At 63.5% G+C, this 25,182-nt stretch carries 26 protein-coding genes and 2 pseudogenes; 15 read left to right on the top strand and 13 right to left on the bottom strand.

Annotation, left to right across the window (positions count from 1 at the left end; genetic code table 11):
* Window positions 1-36: 36 nt before the first annotated feature.
* The 6 genes and pseudogenes from CVS30_RS16370 to CVS30_RS16345 form a co-directional block, all read right to left on the bottom strand.
* Complete coding sequence (locus CVS30_RS16370) at window positions 37-660, bottom strand: transporter substrate-binding domain-containing protein (RefSeq protein ID WP_245934652.1); 624 nt, start codon at window positions 658-660, stop codon at window positions 37-39.
* Window positions 635-883 (bottom strand): annotated as a pseudogene (locus CVS30_RS16365) (DUF6766 family protein); the annotation flags it as partial. The gene CVS30_RS16370 and the pseudogene CVS30_RS16365, both read right to left, overlap by 26 nt.
* 561 nt (window positions 884-1,444) lie before the next feature.
* Entirely contained in the window at window positions 1,445-2,086 is a 642-nt protein-coding gene (locus CVS30_RS16360) for a CinA family protein (RefSeq protein WP_110486623.1), read from the bottom strand.
* A gap of 312 nt (window positions 2,087-2,398) precedes the next feature.
* Window positions 2,399-3,298, bottom strand: a complete 900-nt coding sequence (locus CVS30_RS16355; protein WP_110486622.1) for a glucose 1-dehydrogenase — start codon at window positions 3,296-3,298, stop codon at window positions 2,399-2,401.
* Between the two features lie 81 nt (window positions 3,299-3,379).
* Window positions 3,380-3,781, bottom strand: a complete 402-nt coding sequence (locus CVS30_RS16350; protein ID WP_110486621.1) for a hypothetical protein — start codon at window positions 3,779-3,781, stop codon at window positions 3,380-3,382.
* Window positions 3,782-4,113: 332 nt separating this feature from the next.
* Window positions 4,114-4,383 (bottom strand): GlsB/YeaQ/YmgE family stress response membrane protein, encoded by a 270-nt coding sequence (locus CVS30_RS16345; RefSeq protein WP_110486620.1) that lies wholly within the window; start codon window positions 4,381-4,383, stop codon window positions 4,114-4,116.
* Between the two features lie 400 nt (window positions 4,384-4,783).
* Here CVS30_RS16345 and CVS30_RS16340 point away from each other — a divergent pair, with 400 nt between their 5' ends.
* Window positions 4,784-5,329, top strand: a complete 546-nt coding sequence (locus CVS30_RS16340; protein WP_110486619.1) for a Dps family protein — start codon at window positions 4,784-4,786, stop codon at window positions 5,327-5,329.
* 192 nt (window positions 5,330-5,521) lie between these two features.
* Here the strand turns inward: CVS30_RS16340 and CVS30_RS16335 are convergent, their stop codons facing one another.
* Window positions 5,522-6,706 (bottom strand): carboxylate-amine ligase, encoded by a 1,185-nt coding sequence (locus CVS30_RS16335; RefSeq protein WP_181419838.1) that lies wholly within the window; start codon window positions 6,704-6,706, stop codon window positions 5,522-5,524.
* Between the two features lie 238 nt (window positions 6,707-6,944).
* On the opposite strand from CVS30_RS16335, the gene CVS30_RS16330 reads away from it, so the two are divergent.
* From CVS30_RS16330 to CVS30_RS16305, 6 genes are all read left to right on the top strand, one after another.
* Window positions 6,945-9,098: a catalase gene (locus tag CVS30_RS16330; RefSeq protein ID WP_110486617.1), complete on the top strand. Its 2,154-nt coding sequence runs from the start codon at window positions 6,945-6,947 to the stop codon at window positions 9,096-9,098.
* A gap of 191 nt (window positions 9,099-9,289) precedes the next feature.
* Window positions 9,290-10,372: a YihY/virulence factor BrkB family protein gene (locus CVS30_RS16325; protein WP_110486616.1), complete on the top strand. Its 1,083-nt coding sequence runs from the start codon at window positions 9,290-9,292 to the stop codon at window positions 10,370-10,372.
* A gap of 184 nt (window positions 10,373-10,556) precedes the next feature.
* A complete protein-coding gene (locus CVS30_RS16320) occupies window positions 10,557-11,405 on the top strand; it encodes a hypothetical protein (protein WP_110486615.1) in 849 nt (282 codons plus the stop codon).
* 83 nt (window positions 11,406-11,488) lie between these two features.
* Entirely contained in the window at window positions 11,489-11,920 is a 432-nt protein-coding gene (locus tag CVS30_RS18350) for a phage holin family protein (protein WP_370801183.1), read from the top strand.
* The gene (locus CVS30_RS16310) at window positions 11,917-12,516 is read left to right on the top strand and encodes a DUF3618 domain-containing protein (RefSeq protein ID WP_110486613.1); all 600 of its coding nucleotides are present in this window, start codon (window positions 11,917-11,919) and stop codon (window positions 12,514-12,516) included. Before CVS30_RS18350 ends, CVS30_RS16310 begins: the two co-directional genes overlap by 4 nt.
* 159 nt (window positions 12,517-12,675) lie before the next feature.
* Complete coding sequence (locus CVS30_RS16305) at window positions 12,676-13,665, top strand: DNA topoisomerase IB (protein ID WP_110486612.1); 990 nt, start codon at window positions 12,676-12,678, stop codon at window positions 13,663-13,665.
* A 543-nt stretch (window positions 13,666-14,208) separates the two neighbouring features.
* Here CVS30_RS16305 and CVS30_RS16300 read toward each other — a convergent pair.
* The 4 genes from CVS30_RS16300 to CVS30_RS18485 all read right to left on the bottom strand — a co-directional run bounded on the left by CVS30_RS16300 (window position 14,209) and on the right by CVS30_RS18485 (window position 15,284).
* A complete protein-coding gene (locus CVS30_RS16300; RefSeq protein WP_110486611.1) occupies window positions 14,209-14,403 on the bottom strand; it encodes a hypothetical protein in 195 nt (64 codons plus the stop codon).
* A 91-nt stretch (window positions 14,404-14,494) separates the two neighbouring features.
* On the bottom strand, window positions 14,495-14,845 hold the full coding sequence (locus CVS30_RS18495) for a cation diffusion facilitator family transporter (protein ID WP_306418793.1): 351 nt from the start codon (window positions 14,843-14,845) through the stop codon (window positions 14,495-14,497).
* A 3-nt stretch (window positions 14,846-14,848) separates the two neighbouring features.
* Window positions 14,849-15,004: a hypothetical protein gene (locus tag CVS30_RS18490; protein ID WP_306418792.1), complete on the bottom strand. Its 156-nt coding sequence runs from the start codon at window positions 15,002-15,004 to the stop codon at window positions 14,849-14,851.
* 16 nt (window positions 15,005-15,020) lie between these two features.
* Window positions 15,021-15,284, bottom strand: a complete 264-nt coding sequence (locus CVS30_RS18485; RefSeq protein ID WP_306418791.1) for a cation efflux transmembrane domain-containing protein — start codon at window positions 15,282-15,284, stop codon at window positions 15,021-15,023.
* A 329-nt stretch (window positions 15,285-15,613) separates the two neighbouring features.
* On the opposite strand from CVS30_RS18485, the gene CVS30_RS16290 reads away from it, so the two are divergent.
* Window positions 15,614-16,117, top strand: a complete 504-nt coding sequence (locus CVS30_RS16290; RefSeq protein ID WP_110486610.1) for a type 1 glutamine amidotransferase domain-containing protein — start codon at window positions 15,614-15,616, stop codon at window positions 16,115-16,117.
* Between the two features lie 74 nt (window positions 16,118-16,191).
* Window positions 16,192-16,638 (top strand): GNAT family N-acetyltransferase, encoded by a 447-nt coding sequence (locus tag CVS30_RS16285; protein WP_110486609.1) that lies wholly within the window; start codon window positions 16,192-16,194, stop codon window positions 16,636-16,638.
* 394 nt (window positions 16,639-17,032) lie between these two features.
* On the opposite strand, the gene CVS30_RS16280 is transcribed toward CVS30_RS16285, so the two are convergent.
* Both CVS30_RS16280 and CVS30_RS17855 read right to left on the bottom strand, forming a co-directional pair.
* The gene (locus tag CVS30_RS16280) at window positions 17,033-17,992 is read right to left on the bottom strand and encodes a glycosyltransferase family 9 protein (RefSeq protein ID WP_110486608.1); all 960 of its coding nucleotides are present in this window, start codon (window positions 17,990-17,992) and stop codon (window positions 17,033-17,035) included.
* Window positions 17,993-18,458: 466 nt separating this feature from the next.
* Window positions 18,459-18,647, bottom strand: a complete 189-nt coding sequence (locus CVS30_RS17855) for a hypothetical protein (RefSeq protein WP_146233429.1) — start codon at window positions 18,645-18,647, stop codon at window positions 18,459-18,461.
* A gap of 14 nt (window positions 18,648-18,661) precedes the next feature.
* Between CVS30_RS17855 and CVS30_RS16275 the strand changes: the two genes are divergently transcribed.
* From CVS30_RS16275 to CVS30_RS16250, 6 genes and pseudogenes are all read left to right on the top strand, one after another.
* Window positions 18,662-18,895, top strand: a complete 234-nt coding sequence (locus CVS30_RS16275; RefSeq protein WP_110486607.1) for a CsbD family protein — start codon at window positions 18,662-18,664, stop codon at window positions 18,893-18,895.
* A 579-nt stretch (window positions 18,896-19,474) separates the two neighbouring features.
* Entirely contained in the window at window positions 19,475-20,902 is a 1,428-nt protein-coding gene (locus CVS30_RS16270; RefSeq protein ID WP_370801174.1) for an aldehyde dehydrogenase family protein, read from the top strand.
* On the top strand, window positions 20,899-22,107 hold the full coding sequence (locus CVS30_RS16265) for a glycosyltransferase family 9 protein (RefSeq protein WP_110486605.1): 1,209 nt from the start codon (window positions 20,899-20,901) through the stop codon (window positions 22,105-22,107). Before CVS30_RS16270 ends, CVS30_RS16265 begins: the two co-directional genes overlap by 4 nt.
* A gap of 116 nt (window positions 22,108-22,223) precedes the next feature.
* A complete protein-coding gene (locus tag CVS30_RS16260) occupies window positions 22,224-22,979 on the top strand; it encodes a sigma-70 family RNA polymerase sigma factor (RefSeq protein ID WP_146233428.1) in 756 nt (251 codons plus the stop codon).
* A gap of 244 nt (window positions 22,980-23,223) precedes the next feature.
* A complete protein-coding gene (locus CVS30_RS16255) occupies window positions 23,224-24,225 on the top strand; it encodes a glycosyltransferase family 9 protein (protein ID WP_110486635.1) in 1,002 nt (333 codons plus the stop codon).
* Window positions 24,222-25,180, top strand: a pseudogene (locus CVS30_RS16250) (glycosyltransferase). The gene CVS30_RS16255 and the pseudogene CVS30_RS16250 overlap by 4 nt, the downstream one beginning before the upstream one ends.
* The last annotated feature ends 2 nt before the right edge of the window (window positions 25,181-25,182 follow it).

Genomic DNA, 25,182 nt, shown 5'->3' with positions numbered 1-25,182 from the left:
CTTGCCACGCACGGACTTCATTCGAACGGGAGCCGGTCATTCGTCGGCCCTCGAGCGATCAAGGAAGGCCTCCAACTCACTGAGGAGAGCGTTCTCGCCCATCGGAACGGCCAAGACGTGTTTTTCCGTCTCTCCCCACGTGTTGTCCCACTCCCTGTAGGGCCGGGTGATCGCTGCCTTGTCTGTCCAAGGGGTTTTGCTCGTGAGGCCGGAGGCAATCAAATCGATTTCCCCCTGGTTCATGGATTCCATCAAGGCTTCCTCCGAGCCTGAAATCCAATGGACCTCGCTGCCGAGCGACTTCGCAAATTCGATGACGAGGTCCACCTCTGTGCCAGTGGGGTCACCATCGTCGTGGAGTTGCACCCACGGCTCGTTCTGCGAAACACCCACGCGAAGTTCACCGTGTCGAATGCGGTCCAGGCTGCCGTGCGGATCCACGGGAATGGCATTCCCGAAGGCCGTAAGCATGGCAAGTACAACGATCAGCAAAGCCAAGGACTTCAGGGATTTTGTCATGGTTCGCGAGCGGCCGTGATTCAAGGCACGTACGCGTGCGTTGACTGTCGTGCGCATGCGAAATAGATGGAGAGTGGACTGCAGGCTGGAAAGTTCTTCCTGAATGGACACCTCCTTAGCCTGTCGTGCCGGTGTCGTCATGGGCGGCACCTACGGGCTTGGACTCCGGGGATCCGCGCTGGCGCAGATAAATCGAGAGCACGACCATGGAGCCCACTGCCAGGAACTCGGATTGCCAGTTCTGCAGCGTGCGGTTCCAGAATTCCGGGGAGAGCACGTACTGGCCCCACGTGAGGGTTTCCTGCAGGTCCTGGACTTGTTCCTCGTTGTAGGCGCTGACGCCAGCCACGGACTGGGCAAACCAATACACCCCGTCAGCTTGGCCAGGCGTTCACTGGGCGCGGGCCGGTTCGAGCGCTGGTGCAGCGGCCCGGGCCGCCGACGATCGGCTCGTCCGCGCGGCACGAGCACCCACTCCCAAGCCCGCAGTATCACGCTTTGGCGGCCACCTTTGATGAGGCACGCGAAAGTCATCTGGCAAGCATCCCGGCATGAGGCATGCGCAGACGCGGCTGCATTTTCTTCCCCCACATGGGTGGCAGCGGCTTCAGATATGATTCGGCAGCCGCCGCAGAATTGCGCGAGCATCAGGGCCTCCCTTCGCGGCCAACTTTGCTGCGGAGTCCCGGCACCCGTGGAAATGCCCCGGAGATGCAAGGACGTGAGGCTGGCATTCCGAACCACGACGGCGGGTAGGCCGCTGGGAGCGGGGGAACGAACTCCGAAACGAGAAACGCGACCGAAACTGGAACGACCTGCTGCAGGCCACTTCCCAGGCCGGATAGCCGCCGATGGATGAACAATGCGGCCGCCAGTCCCACAGCAACCAAGGCGGCAGTGAGTGCTGCTTCCCGACCGCCCAACGTCATGTCGAAGATCTGCCGTTGTCCCGGCCACCAGAACGGCGATCAACCACGAATCGATGGACGCCGCCCCGCGCCCGATGGCCTCGGCATTGCTGCAGCTGTGCCAACGTTGCTTGCGCGACGCAATCCATCGGGGCCGCTGGCGGGATCAGGCCCCCGATTGCGGCGTCGAGCATGCGCAGGGCGTGGAGGGTGGTCTGCTGGACAACGTGGGACGCATCTCCCGTAAAATGATGTTCGGCTATATGGGTTCCGTCGGCCGAGTAAACGGCAATAAAGACTGTTCCTGCCGGCTTGCCCTCCTCCTGTCCCGGTCCTCCAGCGCCGGTCACAGCAACGGAAAAATCGGCTTCTGTGAGCTTTGCGACTCCGGCCGCCATCTGTTCTGCACACCTTGCGGTAATAACCGGTCCGCGATCCACGCCAAGAACCTTGAATTTCACCTCGCTGCTGTAGGCTGTCACACCACCCAGATACCATTCCGAGGAACTCTCCGCAGCACCCAAATGACAGGACAAGCTGCCACTGGTCAAGGACTCCACGACGGCAACAGTCCATTGGCCCTTGCGCGCTGTTTGTGAAATTGCTGCCGCCACCGCCATCGAGTCCCCGGCCAGGCTGTCCGGTTGGTTCGGGCTCATGGGGTCAACCAGCGCGTCGCGAAGTCGCGGGATGGACGCCTATTTTGCATTGTCTCTCTAGGCGTTGAAGTTGCTTTCATTGTCAAAGCCCCGTTCTGTTGGCCTTGCTGGGTATAGTTTCAATGACTGTTCCCTGCCACGTCCAGCGCCCCTGCTCCGACACTCGACGCCCGAATCCCGACCCCCGCGGCTGCCCGGTGGGCACCGGGACTGCCAATAACTCAGCTTCCGGGGCCCGCCACACCTGGCCCGGAGCATTGCCGGAGCAGGTGTGGGAGGCTCACCGGAAGCGGAACCCGCGGCGGGGCCGGATCAGGGGCTGGATGTGCCGCCATTGACGTTGAGCGTTTCCCCTGTGACATAGCTGGATTCGGGGGAGGCGAGGAAGACGTAGGCGGGTGCAAGTTCCGTTGGTTGTCCCGCGCGTCCCAAGGGCGTGTCCTTGCCGAACTTGGGTAGTTTTTCCTTTGGCTGGCCGTCGCTGACCTGCAGGGGGGTCCAGATCGGGCCGGGTGCCACGGCGTTGGCACGGATTCCACGAGGAGCCAGTTGTTGGGCCAGTCCCTTGGTGAAATTGTTGATGGCAGCCTTGGTGGACGCATAGTCAATCAAGGTCGGGGACGGGTTGTAGGCCTGGATGGAGGTGGTGTTGATGATGGTCGAACCGGGCTCCAAGTGGGGCAGGGCTGCCTTTGTGATCCAGAACATGGCGAAGATGTTGGTTTTGAACGTGTTTTCAAATTGTTCGTCGCTGATGTCCTCGAGCTTCTCCACGGCAATTTGCCGCCCCGCGTTGTTGACAAGGATGTCAAGCCCGCCCAGCTGTTCGACGGCGTCTGCCACCAGTTCGCGGGCGTTGGACGCTTCCGAGATGTCGCCGGGCAGGGTAACGGCTTGCTGCCCGCAAGCTCGGATGATTTCGGCAATTTTTTGGGCGTCCGGCTCCTCAACCGGCAGGTAGGACAAGGCCACGTCTGCGCCCTCCCTGGCGAAGGCGATGGCGACAGCGGCACCAATGCCGGAATCGGCCCCGGTAATGAGGGCCTTGCGGCCGGCGAGGCGCCCGGTGCCGCGGTAGGAGTCCTCGCCGCGGTCGGTACGGGGTTCCAAATCGCGGTCTAGGCCCGGCTCGGGCTGGTCTTGCTCCGGCGGGCTGATGCTTGGATACCGGGTGACGGGATTTTGGAAAGTGTACTGGTCATTGTTTGTCATCAGTTCATCCTTTCGATGGCGCCCATACGGTGGGCCAATAAATCGTACTCACTTCATCGCGACGAGGGTGTTTCACTAAAGTTATTTCCCCGTGTCGGGAAGGCGGCCGTCGGAGCGGTGCCGTTCCCTCCATTGCGGCCCTTTGCCGCCAGGCTGGGCGTTGTCAGGGAACTCGTCGGAAACTTCCGGCAAAATGTCCAGCGGGTTGCCGTCCAGGGGATCAGCAGCCATTTCGGGGGAATGCCCTCCTGACTCTGGCTTTCGTCCATGGGAGGGGGCCACTTGCTGGACCAGTTTGTGGACGGCGTCCCCTGCCTGGTCCTTGATTGCGTCCTGAACAGTACCCACGATGTCCTGCACCGCGTCCTTGGCCCAAAACTCTTTGGCGGAAGCCTTGATTTTCTCATAACTGCCCCGGCCCGCGCGGGTCCCCAGGACGTAACCGAGGGCGGCCCCGGCAAGAAAGGTCAACTTGGCTTGCATCTCATTCTCCTTCTGTAAAGAGGCTTCAGGGGAATACCCAGTGTTTGATGATCTAAGGAGCGGTTTTCGCCTGCATCCACCGTCTCACCCGTCAGCCCGGCCTTGGCACACTGGCGGACGCCGACCCTGACGCCGTCGGGCGAATCACAATACTGCGCGCCGTCGGGCTGGAACCGGAAGGGACGGTTTTTCCGAGGCTCGACCCTCGGGGCAAGAGGGCGAGACGGCTTCGTTCGACAAATCGCGGACCCCGCGTTCACTGGGGAGCGTCCGGACGGTGGGCAATGGAGCAGGCAATTGCCCACCCGACGTCAGTTGTTAAGCAGGGGAGGCTAGGCGGCAGATTTGTTGCGGCCTGTGATCGCCCCGTAGATCCCGGCGACGACCAAGCCGCCAACGATCGCGAGAATCCAGGACCCCAAGTTCCAAAATTCCATCTCTCCGTTGCCAAAGAGCAGATCCCCGATCCACCCGCCGACGACGGCTCCCACCACTCCGAGGATGAGACTGGTTACCCAACCCCCTTCCACCCTGCCCGGCATGACGGCCTTGACAATGACGCCGACTATGAGGCCCAAAATGATCCATCCGATGAAACCCATGACTACTCCTTAACAAGAGACTGTCTCAATTTTTGCGGTAGGACTCCGGTTGTTGCTTTCCGGAACATGCTGCCACCAAACTGCGGTGGCCGACAGTGCCAGCCTAACCACATTCAAGGCGAAAATCCCGAAATGGTTCCTGGTTTGTTGTAGCAGGGTGAGCCCGCAGCCCTAGTGATGGCGAGGACTCTAGATGGTGGAAATTGTTTTTCTGCGCTGCGGTTTGTCCATTGCAGCACGCTGGGGCCGGCTGTGGTGCCCAGGGGCACGCCGTTGTCGGGCTGCCGACCTCGTGCAGGGGATGCAGGCCGCAGCGGGGGACTGGCGTCCGGCGCATTGACTCGTTAGCGTGGCAAGTACGACGGTCGCAGAAGATCGACCGGTTTCGAGAGGAGTTCCCATGGTTGCCAAGAAGACTTCCACCGCGAAATTCACTGTTCCGGGTCTTTCAGTCAAGGACGGACACCAGGTGGCCGTCATCCTGCAGGGCAGATTGCACGCATTGAATGACCTCCAACTGACCTTAAAGCATGCCCATTGGAACGTGGTGGGCCGGGACTTCATTGGTGTGCACACGATGCTGGACCCGCAAATTGAACTTGTTCGGACCATGATCGACGAGACGGCAGAACGAATCGCTACGCTCGGCGACTCCCCGAATGGCCTGCCCGGGGCGTTGGTGCGGGAGCGAGACTGGGACGACTACGACCTCGGCCGCGCTTCCACGCTGGAGCACTTGGCAGCACTGGACCGCGTGTACGACGGCGTGGTCTCAAGCCATCGGGATGCCATCACTGTCACAGGCGAGCTCGATCCGGTGACGGAAGACATGCTGATTGGCCAGGTAGCCAAGCTGGAGCTGTTCCAGTGGTTCATGCGGGCCCATCTTGAGGATGATGCCGCTGCCCCAACGGAAAAGACCGCTGCGGTGAAGGCTAAAAAGTAAAACCCGCCGCCTTGCCCAAGTTCGATCCGCAGTGTGGGCGGTAAGAATCCTGGTCAGTCACGTGGGCGTTGGAATGCTGGCGGGGGCCAGGAGCAAGCCGGCCGGCGTCCAAGAGCACCGGCGTTCCATGCTGGCCGGGGCCGGGACTGGGCGGTGGAGGACGTCGCTAGACCGATGGGCCAGCGACGTCTTTTAGCTGAGCGGTCGTGGCGGCAACACCGGGGCGGCCCACTGGTGTTGTGCATCGCTGTCATCGGTTTGGGACGCGGCGGCCGTGTTTGCGTCGGTGCCGCCGGGGCTGCCAGTGATGGAGCTGGCAAAGAGCTCTGTGAGCCCGCCACAGCCGCCACCGGCGTAGCTCATCCGCTGTTGCTCCGAGCCGGTCCCCGACGCCAGCAATTCCTGCACCAAAGCTGTCACGGTCCGGTAGTCCCCGCTGGCTTCCAGGAAGGGGACCGTGGTGTTCAGCAGGGCCTCAACTGCCTCGGATGCGGGCACCAGCATTTGTCGCAACGGGTGGACCAGCTGCCCGCTGAGTCCGTAACGAGCTGCATGCCACAGGGCCGCGTCGAGTAATTCGGGGGAAGGCGCGGAAGCCTCGCTTGCTTCCGGAGCCAAACTGCTTTCTACGAGACCACGGCACAGGAGGGCAAGCAGGATCGATCCCGAGGGCCTAAGCTGCGCGTCGGCAACCCGAAATTCTAGGGTGGGCTGGTGTTCGGAGAGCCTGGCGTACCACGCAATGGTGCCGGAGTCCGGAGTGCCTCCGATGCCTATGAGTGCCTCGACCCGTGCGTGGTAGTCCGCGGCACCGGAAAACCAAGGCGGGCATCCCGCCGTCGTCCAGCGCCTTGAGTGGATGGCGCGCCAGCTGGCGAACCTGGTATCGCTTCCGCGCCAGAACGGGGAGTTGGCTGAGATGGCCAGCAAGGTGGGCAGCCAGCGGCGGACGGCGTTCAAGGCGCGGACGCCGCTCTCTGGGTCGGGGATGCCGACATGGATGTGCAGCCCATTGATTTCATGCTCATCACTGAGGGCCCCCACGACGTCGGCAATCTCGCGGTAGCGGCTGTCTTCAGTCAGGACAGATGCCGGTGATTTTTGGAATGGTGTCCCGGTGCCGGCCACCAGCACGCCGTGCCTTGAGGCTGCCGCCAGGAGTGCCTTGCGGAACGCACCCAGCGTGGCAGCTGCGGTCCCGCCCGACTCAAAAACGGGGGAAGCGAATTCTATTTGGGACTGAAAAAATTCATGATGAACCACCGAGGTGTCGTAACCGGCGGTCACCAGCTCACGTTGGATCTTCGGGGCTACATGCGCCGGGGACAACGTGGCGGGATCCAGAAAAACAAATTCTTCCTCTATGCCAAACGTCAACACTGCCGTCTCCATTTCAGCCGGTGGTGCGGTATGGAATTCACGGTACAGGCTGTCGTCGTGCCTGCGCGTTCATGCTACTCCGATTGTGGTCATCAAGAAGTTGTTTTTGGCACTGTGCACCGCTCCATGGCGGCTCCGCTGCGGTTTTTGCCACGCCGGGACACTTGACCGTCTCCCGCGACGAGTTCAAGGTTGGAAGTGTCGAAACAATCCACTTCATTTTGCGGGAGGCACCATGACAACCCCCAGCCAGCCCATTCCCGGAGCGCCGTCGTCCCAGCCGCCGTCGTTCGACGAGCCTACGGAACCGCGCAAGCCGCTGCCGCCAAAACCCGACCAGCACGGGCCCGAACTGGTCTCGCCCACCGGCACGCCCACCGGGGAACCGGAGGGGTCCCGAAGCCAGAGTGGCGACTTCCTCACCACCGCCCAAGGCGCCAGGCTCCAGGACACTGATCACTCGCTCAAGGCCGGGCGCCGCGGCCCCACCCTCCTGCAGGACCACCACCTCCGGGAGATAATCACCCACTTTGACCATGAGCGCATCCCTGAGCGGGTGGTGCATGCCCGCGGTGCGGGAGCCCACGGCGTCTTCCAGTCCTACGGGACGGGCACGGGGCTGACCCGGGCAGGCTTCCTGGCACCTGATGTGGAAACTCCTGTGTTTGTCCGCTTCTCCACCGTGGTCGGCTCACGCGGCTCGGCTGACGTGGTGCGGGACACCCGCGGCTTTGCCGTGAAGTTCTACACAGATGAAGGCACCTTCGACCTGGTCGGCAACAACATCCCCGTCTTTTTCATTCAAGATGCCATCAAGTTTCCCGACGTCGTCCACGCAGCCAAGCCGCATCCGGACAGGGAGATCCCGCAGGCCCAAAGCGCCCATGACACCTTTTGGGATTTTGTTTCGCTCCACACTGAAGCTCAGGCGCACACACTGTGGTTCATGGCTGACCGTGGCATTCCCCGCTCCTTCCGGATGATGGAAGGGTTTGGTGTCCATACCTTCCGCCTGATCAACAATGAAGGGGCGACGGCGCTGGTCAAGTTCCACTGGAAGCCCGTCATGGGCGTGCACTCACTGGTGTGGGAAGAGGCCCAGATTGTCAATGGCATGGATCCCGACTTCCACCGCCGCGACCTGGCTGACGCCATTGAATCAGGCAACTTTCCGTCTTGGGAGCTGGGCGTGCAGGTCTTCCCCGACGTTGAGGATGAAATGTATGAAGGCATCGACCTGCTCGACCCCACCAAGTTTGTGCCCGAGGAACTGGCGCCGGTGCAAATGCTGGGCCGGATGACACTCAATGCCAACCCAAAAAACTATTTTGCAGAAGTGGAGCAGGTGGCTTTCCACCCCGGACATCTGGTGCCCGGGATCGACGCCAGCAACGACCCGCTGCTGCATGGGCGGCTATTCTCCTACCTTGACACCCAAATCAGCCGCCTGGGCGGGCCGAACTTCGGCCAGCTGCCCATCAACCGTCCGCACGCGCCCGTCAACGATATGCTGCGCGATGGCATGCACCAAAGCGCAGACTACGCCGGTGTGGCGCCCTACAAGCCAAACTCGCTCGACGGCGGCTGCCCCTTCCACGCGGGCATCGACGCTGGCGCCTTCATCGATGTGCCCCAAGCAGTGCAGGCAGGGAAAAAAGAGCGGGCCAACCCGGCAAGCTTCAACGACCACTTCTCCCAACCCACGTTGTTTTACCGCAGTCTCACGCCCACGGAGCAGGACCACGCGGCGCAGGCATACGCCTTTGAGCTGGGCAAATGCTACGAACAAACCATCCGCGAGCGCCAACTGACCGCCTTGGCCAACATCGACGCGGACCTGTGCCGGAAGGTCGCGGCGGAACTTGGCCTGCCGGTGCCTGTTGCCACAGAGCCGCCCGCGGAGCAGATTCCCAGCCCAGCCGTGTCCCAACTGGGGCAAAGCTGGCCGGTGGCAGGACGGGTCATTGGCATCGTCACTGATTCCGGCAGCGACCCGGCACAAGTGCTCGAGGCCAGGGACGCCATCACAGCGGCAGGCATGCTGGCGCTGATCGTTGCACCCGTGGGCGGGAAACTTCCCGGCACCGAGGATACCGTGCAAAGGAGCTACGCCACCGCGCGCTCAGTGGAGTTCGACGCCGTCGTCTTCGCCACCTCCGTTGCGGACCAGAACGGCCCGGACCCGCGGGTGGTGGTGCTGGCAGCGGAGGCATTCCGCCACGCCAAGGCCATTGGCGGGTGGGGGAGCGCGCCTGAGGTGCTGCAGGTGGCGGGAGTGGACGCCGACGCAGCTGGAATTGTGCACGGTAACCCGGGGGAAGTGGTGGAGGCTCTGGGCGGGCTGCTGGCACACCACCGGGTGTGGGAGCGGTTCGCGCCCATACAGTAAGCACCCTACCGCACCGTACCGTACCGCCCCAGCCGGGGCGGTACGTCCGGCGGCACCACGGCGAGCCGGTGCGGTTCCGATAGCCCCGCCTGGGAAGGCCGGGCCCTGCCGGGAGCCGGAAGGGTGCCGGGCCATGGACTCATGGCGGCGAAATTTCAGCAAAAACATCCAGTGACAAGGTGGTTGCGACGATGAATGAAAAGTCCCAGGACAGTGTTTCCAAGGAACATACAGCCCCGCATCCCGAAGATGGCCGAAAACCCGACAAGCCATCACAGTTGCGTAAGCCCCAGTGGCGCTACATAGCCAAACGCACGGTAAGGGAATTCAGTAAGGACGAGTGCCCGGATTTGGCCGCCGCATTGACCTATCACGGCGTGCTGTCCATCTTCCCCGCCTTGCTGGCTTTGGTCTCCCTGCTGGGGCTGGTGGGGCAGGCTGAAAAGACCACGGCTGCCCTCCTGAACATGGTGGAAAACATCGCCCCGGACTCCGTGGAAACGCTCCGCGTTCCCATTGAACAGATGACACACGCCAACGGCGCAGGTTTTGCCCTGGCAGCGGGCATTGTAGTGGCGTTGTTTTCAGCTTCAGGCTATGTGGGGGCCTTTAACCGGGCCATGAACAGGATCTACGAGATCGACGAGGGCCGGCCAATTTGGAAGCTCCGTCCGGCCATGCTCCTGATAACCCTGGCAGCCGTCGTTCTCGTGGCGTTGATGGCGCTGATGCTGATTCTCTCCGGGCCCCTCGCGCTGGCCGTGGGCTCGGCGGTGGGCATTGGCAGCGTAGGGCTGACGATCTGGAATGTGGCCAAATGGCCCATCATCGTTGCCATGGCCGTTGTTGTCATCGCCATGCTTTTTCATGCCACCCCGAATGTGAAGCAGCCCAAGTTCCGTTGGATCAGCATAGGCTCCGCCATCAGCCTCATTGTGTTTGTGGTGATCTCCGCCGGCTTTGGTTTCTATGTGGCCAATTTTGCCCATTACAACAAAACCTACGGCACCATTGGCGGTGCCATTGTGCTGCTGCTGTGGCTCTGGATCCTTAACATGTCCCTGCTGTTTGGCGCCGAGTTTGACGCAGAGATGGAACGTGGGCGGGAGTTGCAGGCAGGCATTGAAGCCGAGGACACCATCCAGCTGCCGCCCCGCGACACAAAGCGCAGCGAGAAGCGCCGTGAGCAGGAGGAGGAGCAAGTTTCGCAGGGCCGGGAACTGCGCCGGGAGGCACAAGGGCCCTTGCGCCCGCCCACTGACCCGGGGCTATGATGGGGCCAAGAGCGGCAACCGGCAGTTCGTCGGCCCGGGTCATCAGGGAAGCGGCTGCTCTTCATCTGCCTCAAGCAGAGGGGCACGGCACAGTGGCCCATGGCCGAAGTCAGTTCCTGTAGCGTTCCGGAAGTGGGCGCCACGGGACCGTCGGCCTAGCCGAACTGCAATGGAGGCATCTTCGATGAGTAGCCAGAATCTCCACGAACAACCATCCTCAACGGCCCAAACGGCCGCCAACGAGGCAGAAAAAACGAAAGAAACGGCTGTCAAGGCCGGCGCGCACCTTGCCTCGACGGCACAAGAGGAGGCGCGGAACGTCGCGGGTGAGGCCGGGGCCCAGGTGCAGAACGTCGTCGCCCAGTTCATGGGCAGCCTGCAGGAACAGGCAGGAATGCAGCAGCAAAAAACGGCCGAGATGCTGCACACGCTGGGCAGCGACTTGAAGTCCATGGCCGACTCCACGAACGGGCAAGGGGAGTCTTCTATGGCCGCCCGGTGGGTGCGGGAGGCTGCCACCAAGGCCAGCAGCGCCGCCGACTGGCTTGACCAGCGTGATCCCGGGTCGTTGGTCAATGACGTCAAGCGTTTCGCGCGGCGTCGGCCCGCGGCCTTCCTGGGGATTGCGGTGGGCGCCGGGCTGCTCGCCGGACGACTGACCAGAAACCTTGGCGAAGGGGCGTCGGACGATGGACCACAGCGCAAGGACCCGCAGTTCGAAGTCACTCCCCGGAAAGTCCCGCCCACACCCGAGTATGTGCTGGCTGCCCGTCGCGGGGAGACCTTTCCCGAACCCCCATCCGCTGCACCTGTAGTGACCGGCAAGCCGCTGGGGGGACCGACGGGCCCTGATGCGGCCGGTTATGGGACGGTGGGAGGCGCAGGTGTCGCCCCCATGGTTCCGCCGCCGCCGTCCTTTGCCGGGCCGACTCCCGAGCTCGGCTTTGACCCGAACGACCCTGAGCCGGGGATTGCTCCGGTCGCGCCCGAGCCACGCAACCCGGAACGGGGCACAGGGGGCGGATTCGCATGACGGAGCCACGGCAGGAAGCAGGGACAGGACTGCCTGACGATGCAGGGGCGGCACCGTGGGGACAGGTGGTTGACGAAAATGCAGTGCCGCGGCACGTTGGGAACCAAGGACGGCAGGCCCCCCGTGAACGGCCAGAAGAAGCATCCCTTGGCGAACTCCTGGGGGAGGTCAGCCGTGACATGTCGACACTGATGCGCCAAGAACTGGAATTGGCCAAGGCCGAGCTGCGCGAGTCAGCAACTCGGGCGGGCAAGGGGGCCGGCATGCTGGTTGGCGCCAGTGAAGCAGCCCGCTTCACCCTCCTTTTCCTTTCGCTGGCCCTCTGGGCAACCCTGGCACACGTGATGGACGCGGGCTGGTCCGCCGTGATCGTTGCGGTGGTGTGGGCAGTGGTCGCCGCAATTTTGGCATTGCTCGGCAAAAAGAACGTCACCTCAGTTCGCGGCCTGCCCGCGACCACGGAAACGGTGCAGGAAATCCCTGGCGCCCTCAAGCCTGGAAAGGACATGACATGAGCCAGTCACCAGAAGAAATTCGAGATGAAATAGAAAGCACCAGGGGCCGTCTTGGCAGCGACGTCGACGCGTTGGCGGACAGGGTCAGTCCCTCGAGCATTGCCCACCGGCAGACGGAGAAGATTCGCGGCTCCGTGGGACGTGTGCGCGAAAAGATCATGGGTGTCGCAGACGACGCCTCTGAAGCGGTGCACCAAACGTCGGACGAGACACGCCACGCCATCCAGGGGCTGCCGGGAAACGTTGCCCAGGGGACCAGGGGCAACCCTCTGGCCGCAGGGCTCATCGCGTTTGGCGCGGGTTTGCTGCTTTCCACGTTCGTCCCTGCCACGGAAACGGAAAGGCACGCGGCGGAAGCTGTGAAGGAAAAGGCCCAGCCACTTCTGGAGGAGGCTCAGGGCATGGCCAGGTCCGTTGCGGCAGACCTGAAGGAGCCGGCAGAGGAGGCTGTGCAGCATGTGAAGGATGCGGAGCGGGACTCGGCTGAGCACCTCAAGGAAGAAGGCGCTGCTGCCGCCGGAGATGTGAAGGAAACGGCGCAGGAGGGCAAGGCGCAGGTTCAGGATGCGGCCGGGGACCGCAGGGGCACAGCCTAGCCACTGTTGCCCAGCGGCTTTCTGTTCCGTTGCCTGCTGCGTTCCGCTTCAATCGAAGCGGAACGCAGCAGGCAACGTGCTGCCGGACGAGGGTGCTGCTGCAAGGAAGCGCTGCGGCAGGGGCAGCAGGTATTCCGAAGATCTAGGGAAAGGGGCGCCATGGTGGAGCAGCTTCACAGGGTGGAGCCCGGTTCAGGTGGCATCACACGCAGGGTTACCGGAAACGGGTTCAGTTATGTATCGGCAAACGGACGGCGGATACGCTCTGATGCGCGTCTACGGCGCATCGGGGCGCTGGCCGTGCCGCCGGCGTGGACCCACGTCTGGATTGCAGCTGACCCCCGGGCCCACATTCAGGCCACTGGCGTTGACGCCGCAGGACGAACTCAGTACATTTACCACCCGCGGTGGCGGGAAATGCGAGACGATGAAAAGTTCATCCGCTCGCTTGCGTTCGCCCAACGGCTGCCCGCCATGCGCCGGAGCGTGACCCGGGACCTGAAACAGCAGCAGGACCCCAGACGCAGGGCCCTGGCTGCCGCGGTCCGCCTTATTGACCGGGCCGGGCTCCGCGTGGGCGGTGCCGCCTACGCGGAGGAAAATGGATCCTTTGGTGCCACCACCCTGCAGCGGCGCCATGTCAGTGTCGAGGGGGACGCAATTCGCCTGGTGTTTCGGGGAAAGTCGGCCAGCACGTGGGATGTGCACCTGACGGACGGGCTGCTGGGGGACTACTTCGCCTGCGTGCCCCGCACGCCGCGCAAAGGTCCTGCCCTATGCCATCCCATAATGTCGGGGCGGCGCAAGGTCTGGCATGCAATCACGGACACGGAAGTCAACTCCTACCTTGGCGAGGTTGTCGGCACCGGCTTTACGGCGAAGGACTTCCGTACCTGGCAGGGAACAGTGGCGGCCGCCATCTCGCTCGCGCGTTCCAGGCGGTCAGGAGCCACATCCCCGACAGCAGTCACCGCGGCCATTCGCGAAGCCGCCCAGTGGCTGCACAACACGCCATCCATTGCCAAGGAATCCTACGTCAATCCACGTGTCATTGCCCTCTTTGAACAAGGGAAGGTTGCCGACTTGAATCGCCAGCGCGACAGAGCGGTCCTGGCGCTGTTGGCAGCAGGAACCGGCAAGCACCAATAATCTGCCGAAGCGCCGCCGCTGGCACTCCCTGACGGGCACGGCATTTCGCAGTTTGTGTAGTGCGCGGGGAGGAATCGCGAAGCAGGCGTTGCTGGCGTTCAAGGCGCCGGACGGGTTCGGGGATGCTGCCGCCAATGCAGTGTGAGCCATCGTTTTCGGTGTGTTGCTGGCCCTGCGCTGTACAGCGCTGTACAGGGCGCCGCAGCCTTGGTATCGCAGTTTTTGGCGTCGGCGGTGGCGCCGGTGGTGTTTGACGCCAATCCGGCGGTCGGTAGATGACAGTGTTTAGTGCTTTCTGATGAATGTTCGCATTTGTCCTGCCCGCTCAAGGGAGTCAGGTTCGTGACGTTGCGCCGACATTTCTTATTTGGAGTGTCCTTGGCAGGCCAACGGGTTCCCGCTCCTCACGGCCGAACTGCTGCCTGGGGCTGGAACGGCGCACCAGGCGCGGTTCCAGGCGCGAGTCTCCGATGGCACCTTGGAGGTGTGCCTTCTCCCCGGAGCCAGGCACACTGCCAGTGTTCCATCAGGGACGGGCCTCAGTCAGCATCGAAAGGACTTCCCACCATCCTCTTGGCCCTGGTCAGAGCCGGAACCCGGTGCATTGGTGCCTGATCCGTCGGGGTCCTTCTTCGCGCCTTTCCCGGCGGCTCGGCTGTCGAGGCCATCCTCCTGCTGCTTTGTTGAATTCCCGGAGTCCGGGTTCTTCTGGTTGTCTGACTCGTTGTGAGTTGCCATTTGCTCTCCTTGTGTTGGTGGCTGACGGTTCCAGCCGGGGTTGAGGGTGGGGTAGTAATTTGCGAGCATGCTACCGCGTGTGCCGGCGAGGTCAGGAGCTTCCGTAAAGCAAGCGAACCAGGGCGGTTCCGGGAACGTTTTCCAACAGCTCCTGGACGTCTTGGTACACTTCCGCGGAACCGGCATCACGGAGTTCCGCGGCGCTGGTGCCGCCGCTGCAGACCCCGATCATGGGCAGGCCCACCGCGATGGATCCGAGGGCGTCAGGGACGGGCGAGCCCGTGAGCTGGTTCGCCAGGATTCCTACGAAGGCAAGCACGATCCCGGCCAGGGCGGCCCCGTCTTCGGCGAAGACTGCCCGGGTTGTGGAATCTGAGCTGTTGAGCACCTGGTCCAGGACGGCGCGATCCTGCTTGCCGGCTTCGCGCCGGGCCTGACGCAAGGCCTAAAGAAAGGACGCGCCTTCAAGGACAAACGAGATGGCGAGCACAACGTAGGCCACGGCGAAGTCAGCGGCCGGCTCGGGGGCAAACAGCTGCTGCACGCCGTGCATGATCGATACGGCGGCGCCTGCTGTAAACAAGCCGAAGGCTGCAAACATGGACCACACATAGGATTCACGCCCGTACCCCATGGGGTGTGCCGTGTGCCGTGTCCCGTGGCTTGGCAGACTTGCGTTCAGCAACCATGAGAAAAACCTGGTTGCCAGTGTCTGCCCAGGAATGCGCAGACTCCGCCACCATCGACGCCGAGCCGGTGATGAGGGCGGCCACAGTCTTGGCTATGGCAACCAGGACATTCATGCTGAACGCGAGGATGTCTGTAACGGAGACAGACCCTCGTGGCTTGTGGGGGAGGGGACCTGCCGATGATCGGGACAAATTGGACTCCTTGGTGTTGCAGCGCAGGCACTTGGGCAGCCTGCGGCCGTCCGTTCATTCTGCTCTTCAGCCACTGAACAGGGAGGGGCCGCTGATGGGTTTGGCGATCCTTGCCCGGGATGTTTGCCCTGAGCCAACACCGGGTACAGAACAAAATGAATCCCAACGTCGACGGCGGGTGCTGGCAAGGCACGGGAAACCAGTGTGCCGGCGTCGACCGTTGGGCGTGGATGTGACAGGTCCCGCACCAGCGCCAGGAACGATCAGGAGGACCCGATGCCCCAGGAACTGAAGCAAAGGAAGATCGGCTTCCTCGTTGCCCCTCAGGGGTGGAAGAGGTTGAGTCGGTCAAACCATGGCAGGCCGTCCAGGAGGCCTGTGGCATCCCTGTGCTGCTTTCCACCGAGGAAGGCACCGTGCAGGCGTTCAACAGTGACACGGAGCCGGGCAGCAAATTCGCCGTGGATGCCCGGGTCCAGGCGTCGGACACGGCCCATTTCGATAGGCTGGTGCTGCCGGGAGGGACCACCAATCCGGACAAGCTCCGCCTAGATCGCGGGGCGATGGACTTTGTCCGGAGCTATGTTGCAGCACACAAACCAGTTGCCGCCATCTGCCACGGCCCTTGGTCCCTGGTGGAGGCGGATGTGGTCAGGGGCAAGACGTTGACCAGTTGGCCAAGCCTGCAGACGGATATCCGCAACGCTGGCGGGCATTGGGTCGATGAGCCCGTCCAGCGCTGCGGGTTGAAAGGCTGGATGCTCGTCACCAGCCGCAAGCCCGATGATTTGAATGCCTTCACTGCAGCGATGCTGGACATCTTTGCGCCGTGAAGATCCTCGCCCAAAGGCAGGAAGTACCAGCGATTAAGTCAACCGGATCATATTAGCTCGAGAAGGAGCCTGCTGTGGATGCCAAGAAGAAGAAGCAGTACCTTGCCGTTGCCCCGCAATCGGCCGCCGACGTGTCGGGGGTGCCCGCTGTGGCGCTTGTTCACAACCTCGTCTTGTCCCAGTTTGAGGCCTACGTGTCCGGACTGCTGGCCGGATATGTTCGCTACAGTATGCGGGGTGCCGAGATGTGGCTGCTCCATGTGCATGTGGCAAATGTGGGTGCCGTCAATGACGTCCCACAGAAGCTGATCCGCCTGGTGCTCGACGACGCCGGCAGGCGCCGCATCGCCGTTAATCCCTACTGCCTGGAAGTACGGGCCTTCATGCGGGAGAACCCCAGCTACCTGCAGTTGGTTCCCCAGAAATGGCGGGGCCGCTTCCGTCTTCCGGACGCTGTCGGCTCACAAGCCACAACGGTGCCCGGAAGGCGGAATCACACCCGGGTCCTGGCGGGCAGCTAGCCTGCTTCAGGTTCCTCGGGCGCTCTCCGGGCGCGCTGGTGGTCCTTGGCGAAGCAGGAATTCCTCCCAGGGCCCCCTGAGCTGTGCTAGATCACCGGTGGGGCGGGCGGGAAGAACGGGTCGGGCGGTGATGTCGGGGAGCTGGGCTCGGGGACAGGAGGAAACGGTGCAGTGGGATCATTTGGCTGTGAATCGTTGGGCTCCGTTGGATCAGCTGGGGAGTCAGGCCGGGGATTGTCCGGAAAAGGTTCCGGAACCAAGGGTTGCGGTTCGGCGGGCTGGTGTTCATTCATCGCTGTTGCCTCTCGTTGGCGTCACTTGCTCGTTGCAAGACTGTGTTGAAACTTCGCGCGCTGTCTCCTCTGTCCACGGTCGTATGCGATCATTTCGCATGCTAGCGAGCCACCCGCGGTGCGTCCACAGCCCTGATGAGGGATGCGACGGCACTGAGCACTTCCTGCGGCCGCACTGCCAGCAGCGCAGGATCGGGAATATCGGAGAACACATCGCCCTGGCGCAGGCTCTCATCCGTGAGCACCAGATGCGGGCCTCGGGGCGGGCCCCACTGGGACTGTGGCGCGGGTCCAAAAAGCACCACTGACGGTGTCCCATAAGCCGAGGCAAGGTGCGCAGCACCGGTATCAGCGCTGACGACCACTGCGGCGGAGGCAATCAAAGCCGCAAAGTCCGCCAAGGGCAACCGGCCTGCCAAGTCCTGTCCGGAGTCAAGGCCGGCCAGCCGCGCAACCTCTCCAGACCGTGCCGCATCCCTGGCATCGCCTGTGAGCACCACGGCAGCGCCATTTTCCTGCAGGGTTTGTGCCACGGCGGCGAAACGCGCCACCGGCCACTGTCTGCTGCCGTGCGACGCACCTACATGGATGACAGTGGCGCCGGAGAGTACTGCCGGATGGGGTGGAATGGCAATGGAGACGTCATCAGCGTTGGCGGCGATGCCGTGCCATTTAAGCATCCGGACCCAGCGCTCACGCTCCTGCATTTCGGGCTGCCATGGGGCTCCGTTCCAGCCGGGAGCGGCATGCCCGATGAGATGCAGCGGCTGCAACCTCTCCAGCAGTGCCCGGCTTTCCGAGCCGTTTCCGTGGAGGTTGACAGCGATGTCGATGCCTTTGAGGCTCCGGGGCAGCGTCCCTGCCAAATCCGGCAAGGGAATAAGGCCGTCCACGACGTCCAGCAAGTCGACAATGGGCCGGAGCCACTCAGGAGCCGCCAGAAGCAGTCGGTGCTTGGGGAACCTAGAACGCAGGCCTTTCAGCGCCGGGACAGCCACCAGGAGGTCGCCCAGCTTGAGAGCCCTCAGCACCAGCAGGGTGGGATGGGTTGCGGGTTCCATGGTCGTGGGATGCTCCTGTTCATGTGCAGTTCTGATTTGTCCTGCGTCCTGCGTCCTGCCTGCAATCGCGGAACGCCTTGGGGCCGTGGATGAGTCCGGGACTTTCCAGTTTCAGACTAGCTGGCTCGGCGCGTGAAAAGGGATCCCCTGCGGAGCATGACGCCAACGCGCCGAGTGGCCCCAGCAGTCTCTCACGCCGCACCGGTCGTCACTGGGGCATGGATATTTCGACCAGTCCTCGCTACAGTCGAAGTGGCGGATGAAGCAGTCATCTGTCTCCGTAGTTTGGCCTCAGTGGCGATTCAATGAGGCACGAGGACATGCTGATCGAGGCATTTGCGGAGCTCGTGGAGGATTCGCGGCGGGGCATACCAGGTTCCACGCAGGCAAGCCGCCAAGTCGGCCCGCATCCGCACCGAATCCGGACTCCCCGGGACTGGGAGTCATGCTGGGTGACGCGGAGCGCTCAGCCATTGACGAGCCGCCCGCGAGGCGGGCGATGGAGGCTGAAGGGAACCAGCCCGTTCCCGACCTCCTTGTCCGCACCAATGAAGATGGCACGAGCTACGTCGAGGACGCGGGCCCCGCCAAAGAATGATCCAGCGGCCGGGGCCAGCGCCAAGGCGGTCCCGGAAGAGGAAAAACAAGCAATCAAACAGGAGGAATGCAATGGGTATCGCTGACAAGTTTGATGCAGCAAAGGACAAGGTCGCAGGGAAGGTCAAGGAGGGTGTTGGCAAGGCCACCGACGACAACTCCAAGGTGATGGAAGGCAAGGCCGATCAGGCTAAGGGCACCGCAAAGGACAAGCTTGCGGAGGCCAAGGCCCACCTGAAGGACGACGCCGGGGACCATCACACGGACGACACCGAGGGTGGGGCGCCCACCGCGCGCAGCGTGTAGCGGCATCGTTCCACAGAGGAGCGGCTGACGTCTCGGGTCGGCCGCTCCCGCGCGTCGACCTCCACATTGATGCGAGCCGCGATGATGGGAGCGCCTCCGGGCACCGGCACGAAAGTCGGGACAAAAGACGTCGATGGCGCCACCGGGCGTTCCTGGACGGTGGTTGGCGATTCCGGGTGGATCACGCGGATGCGATCAAGCCAGCCCTGCCCCGGGCGTCCATGGTCCTCCCCTTGCAGTTGAACAGGCCGCTGAAACGCAGCCGTGGTCTGCGGACCCGTTCCGCCCAGACCCGGCAGCCCACGGCAGGAAGCTGGGTGCGACGCTCTTGACCGGGATGCCCTGGACTCCCAGATCTACAGCTGTGGTCTAGTCCGCCTAGTCCGCCCAGTCCGCGCTTGGCGCCGTCGTAGATGTTGGAGAACACAACGGGTCGAGTTTCCTTGGAGCGTTGTCTCTGCAATGAGCCAGCCGCCGCGGGCCTTGTTTGAACGGACTGCAGGCAGGGTACAGCCATGGCAAGCACCCAGGCGCCCCGGGCACCTTGGACCCCGACCTGAAACATGCAAGGAGCCTGTCTTGGAACTTTTGGACCACCACGGAGCCGGAGCCACAGCAACGCCGGATCAGGACATTGTCACCATCAGTCCGTTGGACGGCTCCCTGGTGGGGAGAATGCCTGCCGCGACTGCGAACGACGTTGCGGAGGCTTGCAGCGCTGCCTCCCTGGCGGGGAAAAGCTGGGCCGCAACCAGCCCTCATGAGAGGGGCCAGGTGCTGCAAAAGTGCGCGGCCGCGGTGGGCGCCCGCGCCCTGGAACTTGCGGAGCTTAACCATGCCGAAACCGGCAGGCCGGCAGATCAGGCCCTCGAAGGCGTTCTAGCCGGCGTTTCAACTCTGGAGCAATACGCCCAGTTGGGTCCGATCCACCGAGGCAGGAGCCTGTGCGGCGGCGAACTGGCCACTGACTACACCGTGCAGTGCCCCCGGGGTGTGGTGGCCGCGCTCACGCCGTGGAACGACCCGGTGGCTGTAGCCTGCGGCATCCTTGGTGCTGCCCTGGCAATGGGCAATACCGTGGTGCACAAACCCAGCGAACGCTGCCCGCAAGTAGGCGCGCGCTTAGGCAATGTGCTCGCCGAGGTGCTGCCCGCGGGAGTCTTGCAGACACTTTGCGGCGGCCCGCATATCGGGGCACTTCTGGCAGCTGATGCGCACGTCGCCGTCATAGCTCATGTTGGGTCCAGCGCCACCGGCGCGGCACTGAGGCAGATCGCCGCTGGCACCGGCGCGCACACTATCTTGGAAAATGGCGGCAACGACCCCCTGCTGGTGGATTCCGACGTCGATCCTGTGTGGGCAGCCCAGCAGGCCGCGGTGGGTGCGTTCAGCAACAGCGGGCAGATCTGCACCGCCGTTGAACGCATCTATGTCCACCGGGACATTGCCGCGGAGTTCTTGGCGGCACTGGAAGCGGAGGCCGTGAGGATCAACGAGGCCGGCAGTCTGGGACCCTTGGTGGATGAGCGGCTGCGCAAGCTGGTGCATGGACAGGTCAGTGGGGCCGTCGCGGACGGGGCGGTGGCCACGGTTGGTGGCATCGTCCCGGGGACCCCTGGGGCGTATTATCCGGCCACGGTCCTTCGCGAATGCACCGGCGCTATGACCGTCATGCAGGAAGAGACCTTTGGTCCGGTGGCGCCTGTCCAAGTGGTGGACAGCTTCGCGGAGGGCCTGCGGTTGGCAGCCGGTGGACGTTATGGACTGGCGGCAACGGTGTTGACGAGTGGGCTTGGACATGCCCAGCAGGCCGTGGCTGAGCTGGACACGGGAACTGTGAAAATCAATAATGTCTTTGGCGGTGCCCCAGGTGGGGCCGCCCAACCCCGTAGGACCAGTGGCGCCGGCTTTGGCTACGGGCCTGAACTGCTCGATGAGATGGCCTGCGTCAAGGTGGTTCACATCGAACCGGCTCCGAGCGCGGGGGAACCGGACACCGCGCCATGAGTACACCGGAATTGCCCACAGCAAGACATCCGGCAACCCAGCCAGCACCACAGGCAGCGGTCCCTGACGAGATCTTCAATCTGGCCAGCTCCACAGGATCTGCGCACGAACCCTTTCCGGACGTGGAAAGCATCGCTGTGCTCCGCGGTGGCGGAATCGGCGACTTGATCATGGCCATGCCCGCCATCAATGCACTGGCACAGACTTATCCGCACGCCGATGTGACTCTCCTGGGGATGCCTTCGCACGCAGCGATCCTCCGTAACCGCAACAGTTGCATTTCCCGGGTCGAGATTCTGCCGGTGGCAGAGGGCATTCGCCCCGGCCATGGGGTGGATCCTGCCGGGCTGAACGGCTTTGTGCAGGCCATGCGGAAGAAACAATTCGGCCTGGGGGTCCAGCTGCACGGCGGCGGACGTTTCTCCAACCCGCTGGTGGCCGGCCTGCAGGCCGCACACACTGTCGGCAGCCGCGCGGACGGAGCCGGCCCACTGGACAGAACCCTGTACCACCAATATTTCCAACATGAGGTGCTCCGGGCGCTGGAAGTGGCAGCGCTGGCTGGCGCCTGTAGCACCGAGCACCGGCTTCAATGGCAGGCCACCGAACCGGAATTGCTGCAAGCACGCGCGCTCCTGGCCACCTTCTCGCTTGATCCTTCGCGGGAACGGCCCCTGGTTCTGTTGCACCCAGGTGCGAAGGACCCTCGGCGCCGGTGGCCGACAGCGAGCTTCGCCACCGTTGCGGCGGAGCTGGTGGAGGAAGGCTGCCAGCTCGTGGTTGTGGGAGAAAAGGACGAGTGGTCAATAGTGCAGGAGGTGGTGGACCGGGGCCAGGCCCTGCTCCCGTCCCGGAACGCACACAGGCAGCTGGTGTCCCTTGCCGGAGCCATGGATCTGGGCACACTCTGTGGGATGTTGGCCCTGAGCAGCGCACTCGTCGCCAACGACAGCGGCCCGCGCCATGTGGCGCAAGCCCTCGGCGTGCCCACCGCCTCGATCTACTGGGCACCCAATGCAGTCAATGCGGGCCCGCTGCTTCGGGGACGGCACCGCATGCAAATAGCCTGGGACACAGCCTGCCCGGAGTGCGGGGCTGCAACGGCCGGACAGGCCGTGCCCGAATGCGGACACGAGAGTTCGTTTGTCGCCGGAGTGGCGGCAGATGCCGTGCTCGCGGACACCCTCGAACTGCTGCGCAGCTGACCAGTCAGCCTCTGACACGCCAATCCGGGGCCCTTGCTTCTTAGTGCTGCTTCTGCTTCTCTAGAAGGAGTGTCGAGCAAACGGCGCCAGCTTCCGTCGAGAAGTAGGTGGTCGCCGTGGCCCGAACCGTTTACCCGGTGCACAACCCAGTGTCCCTGGAACAGTCAGCCCCTGAATTCAATCAGGGACTCGACCAGGAACGCACAGAGCTTGCCCTTGCCCACCTGGGCCTGGCGGACGGCATGGCCCACCGCTACTGGAACGCTGGTTCCGACTGGTGCGATATACAGCAAGTCGCCAGGCTTGGCCTGCTCAAGGCCGCCATTCGATTCCGGATGGACACTGAATCAAACTTCGTGGCCTTCGCCGTGCCCACCATTTGCGGTGAAATCAAACGCTACTTGCGCGACCACGGCTGGACGGTGCGCCCGCCCCGCCGCGTCCAGGAACTGCGGCAGGAACTTCGCCTTACCACGCCTGAACTTGCCCAGCAGTTGGGTCGCGAACCCACCCTGGCCGAGCTGGCCGGTGCGCTCGCCGTGGGAACAAGGGACATCGAAGAGGCGCTGCTCAGCGAAAGCAGCGTGCGCCCGCAGTCCTTGGACGCGACCGGCCCGGCTGACGATGGCTCTGCGCTGTGCGAGCGCCTGGGTAGCGACGACGACGACTTCGCCCGGGTGGATGAACGAGTCAGCCTCAACTGCGCCTTGCGCGGCCTCACCCCGTGGGAGCGCCGTTTGCTGTCCCTGCGGTTTCAGGAGGAAATGAAGCAGCAAGACATCGCCGACCTTCTGAATATTTCCCAGATGCAGGTGTCACGGGCGCTGACGACGTTGCTGGCCAAGTTGCGCCGCCGCCTGGACGGGAACTAAGTGCGTTCCCCGGTGCAGGAGGAGCCGACGGGAGAGGCGGATAGCCGGTGTGCCGGGTCTTGTTTAGAAAACGACGGTGTGGGAACTGTTCAGATATGACCAAGACAACAGTCCGGCAGTTTAGCCGGGTGCACCTCGACCGTGACGGCACTTTGATCCACGATGTTCCCTACAATGGCGATCCTGCCTTGAATCCGGTGCAAGAGTGAGAGGCGCCAGGGTCCTGGTGGCCCGCCAAGACAGCATGGGTGACGTGCTGCTGGCTGGGCCGGCAGTCCGGGCCGTGGCCGCGAGCGCCTCCCACGTCAGCTTCCTGTGCGGCCCGAAGGGAAGTGCCGCGGCGAGAATGCTGCCGGGTGTTGATGCAGTCATTGAATGGGATGCACCGTGGATCGCCGATCCGGCACCGGCAATGACGCGCAGCCACACGGATCGGCTGATGGAGCTGCTGGATCAGGAACAGCCCGACCAGGCAGTCATTCTTACCTCCTTTCACCAGTCGCCGCTGCCGTTGGCACTGCTGCTGAGAGTCCATGGCATCAGTCCCATCACCGCGGCTTCAGTGGACTACCCGGGCTCCCTGCTCGATGTCAGGCTGCGGCCAGGGGAAGGCCTTTCGGAGGACCTGCCGGAGCCTCTGCGTGCCCTGGCCATTGTTGAGGCCGCGGGGTTCCGGCTTCCACCGGGCGACGACGGACGGCTGGCGGTGCGCACGGTGGCACCACCGCAGCCCTTCCGTCCCGCCCGCCCCTACATTGTCATTCACCCCGGCGCCGATGCCCCGGCCCGCACCTGGCCCGCCACGGCACACCAGGAGGCTGTGGACCTCCTAGCCAGGCACGGCCATGCCGTGGTGGTGACCGGCGCGGCAGGGGAGGTCAGGCTCACCTCAACGGTGGCAGGCAGCACCGGCCTGGACCTGGGCGGACTGCTGGACCTTCCCGCGCTGGCTGCCGTGCTTGCCGGGGCCGAAGCAGTGGTGGTGGGAAACACCGGCCCTGCCCACTTGGCCGCTGCTGTCGGCACACCGATCGTGAGCCTATTTTCCCCCGTTGTCCCCGCCAGCAAGTGGGCCCCGCACGGTGTCCCGCTTGAATTGCTCGGCAACCAACACGCATCCTGCCGCAATTCCCGGGCGAGAGTCTGCCCAGTCCCCGGCCATCCGTGCCTGAGCAACGTCACGCCACAGCAGGTGTTCGAGGCAGTAGAGCGGCTCCTTGAGCGTCCCCGAAAGGTCGCACCATGAACATTCTCCTGTGGCACGTCCATGGCGGCTGGATGGATTCCTTTGTCCGCGGCCGACACAACTATTTTCTACCAGCAGCACCCGCCGGGGGCCTTGGGGGCTGGGCCGGGCCGGGCGCGACTGGCCTGAAAACGTTGTTGACGTGGAGCTTTCCGCGCTGCGGGACATGGACATAGACGTTGTGGTCCTGCAACGGATGGAGGAAATTCAAGCCGTGGAACTCTTGACGGGGCGCCGGCCCGGAGCCGGGATCCGTGCCGTCTTCGTCGAGCACAACACGCCCAAGGGCGCCGTTCCGGAAAGCGTCCATCCGCTGGCGGACCAACGAGGCATCCCGGTAATCCATGTCACCCATTTTAATCGGCTGATGTGGAACACCGGCAGTGCCACCACCGCCGTCGTCGAACATGGCGTGCCGGATCTTGGCCCGCTATACACCGGGGAGTTGGCAGAGCAGGGTGTGGTGATCAATGAACCTGTCCGGCGCGGACGCGTCACCGGGACCGACCTGCTGCCACACTTCGTCGGCGCCGGGCCCATGAGCGTTTTTGGCATGGGAGGGGAAACGCTTGCGGGCACACTGGGGCTGGGACCCCGTCAGCTGTTCTGGGGCGGGGACCTGCCACCGGGCCAGTTACACATACGCCTGGCCCGGTGCAGGCTCTACCTGCACCCCCTGCGCTGGACGTCGCTGGGGCTGTCCCTGATAGAGGCCATGTTCATGGCCATGCCGGTGGTAGTGCTGGACTGCACTGAAGCCGCCCGTGCCGTTCCCCCAGAAGCCGGCGCCATTTCCACGAATATCGAGGAGCTGGCTGCCACCGCGAAGGCCCTGATGAATGACCCTGAAGAGGCAGCCCGGCGCGGAAAAATTGCGCGCGAAGCCGCCTTGCAGCACTATTCACTGAGCCGCTTCCTCAATGACTGGGACCAGCTGCTTCACGAGCTGCCGTGAGT

Source organism: Arthrobacter psychrolactophilus, from assembly GCF_003219795.1.
Classification (GTDB): domain Bacteria; phylum Actinomycetota; class Actinomycetes; order Actinomycetales; family Micrococcaceae; genus Specibacter; species Specibacter psychrolactophilus.
This window is presented reverse-complemented; position numbering and strand designations above follow the sequence as displayed.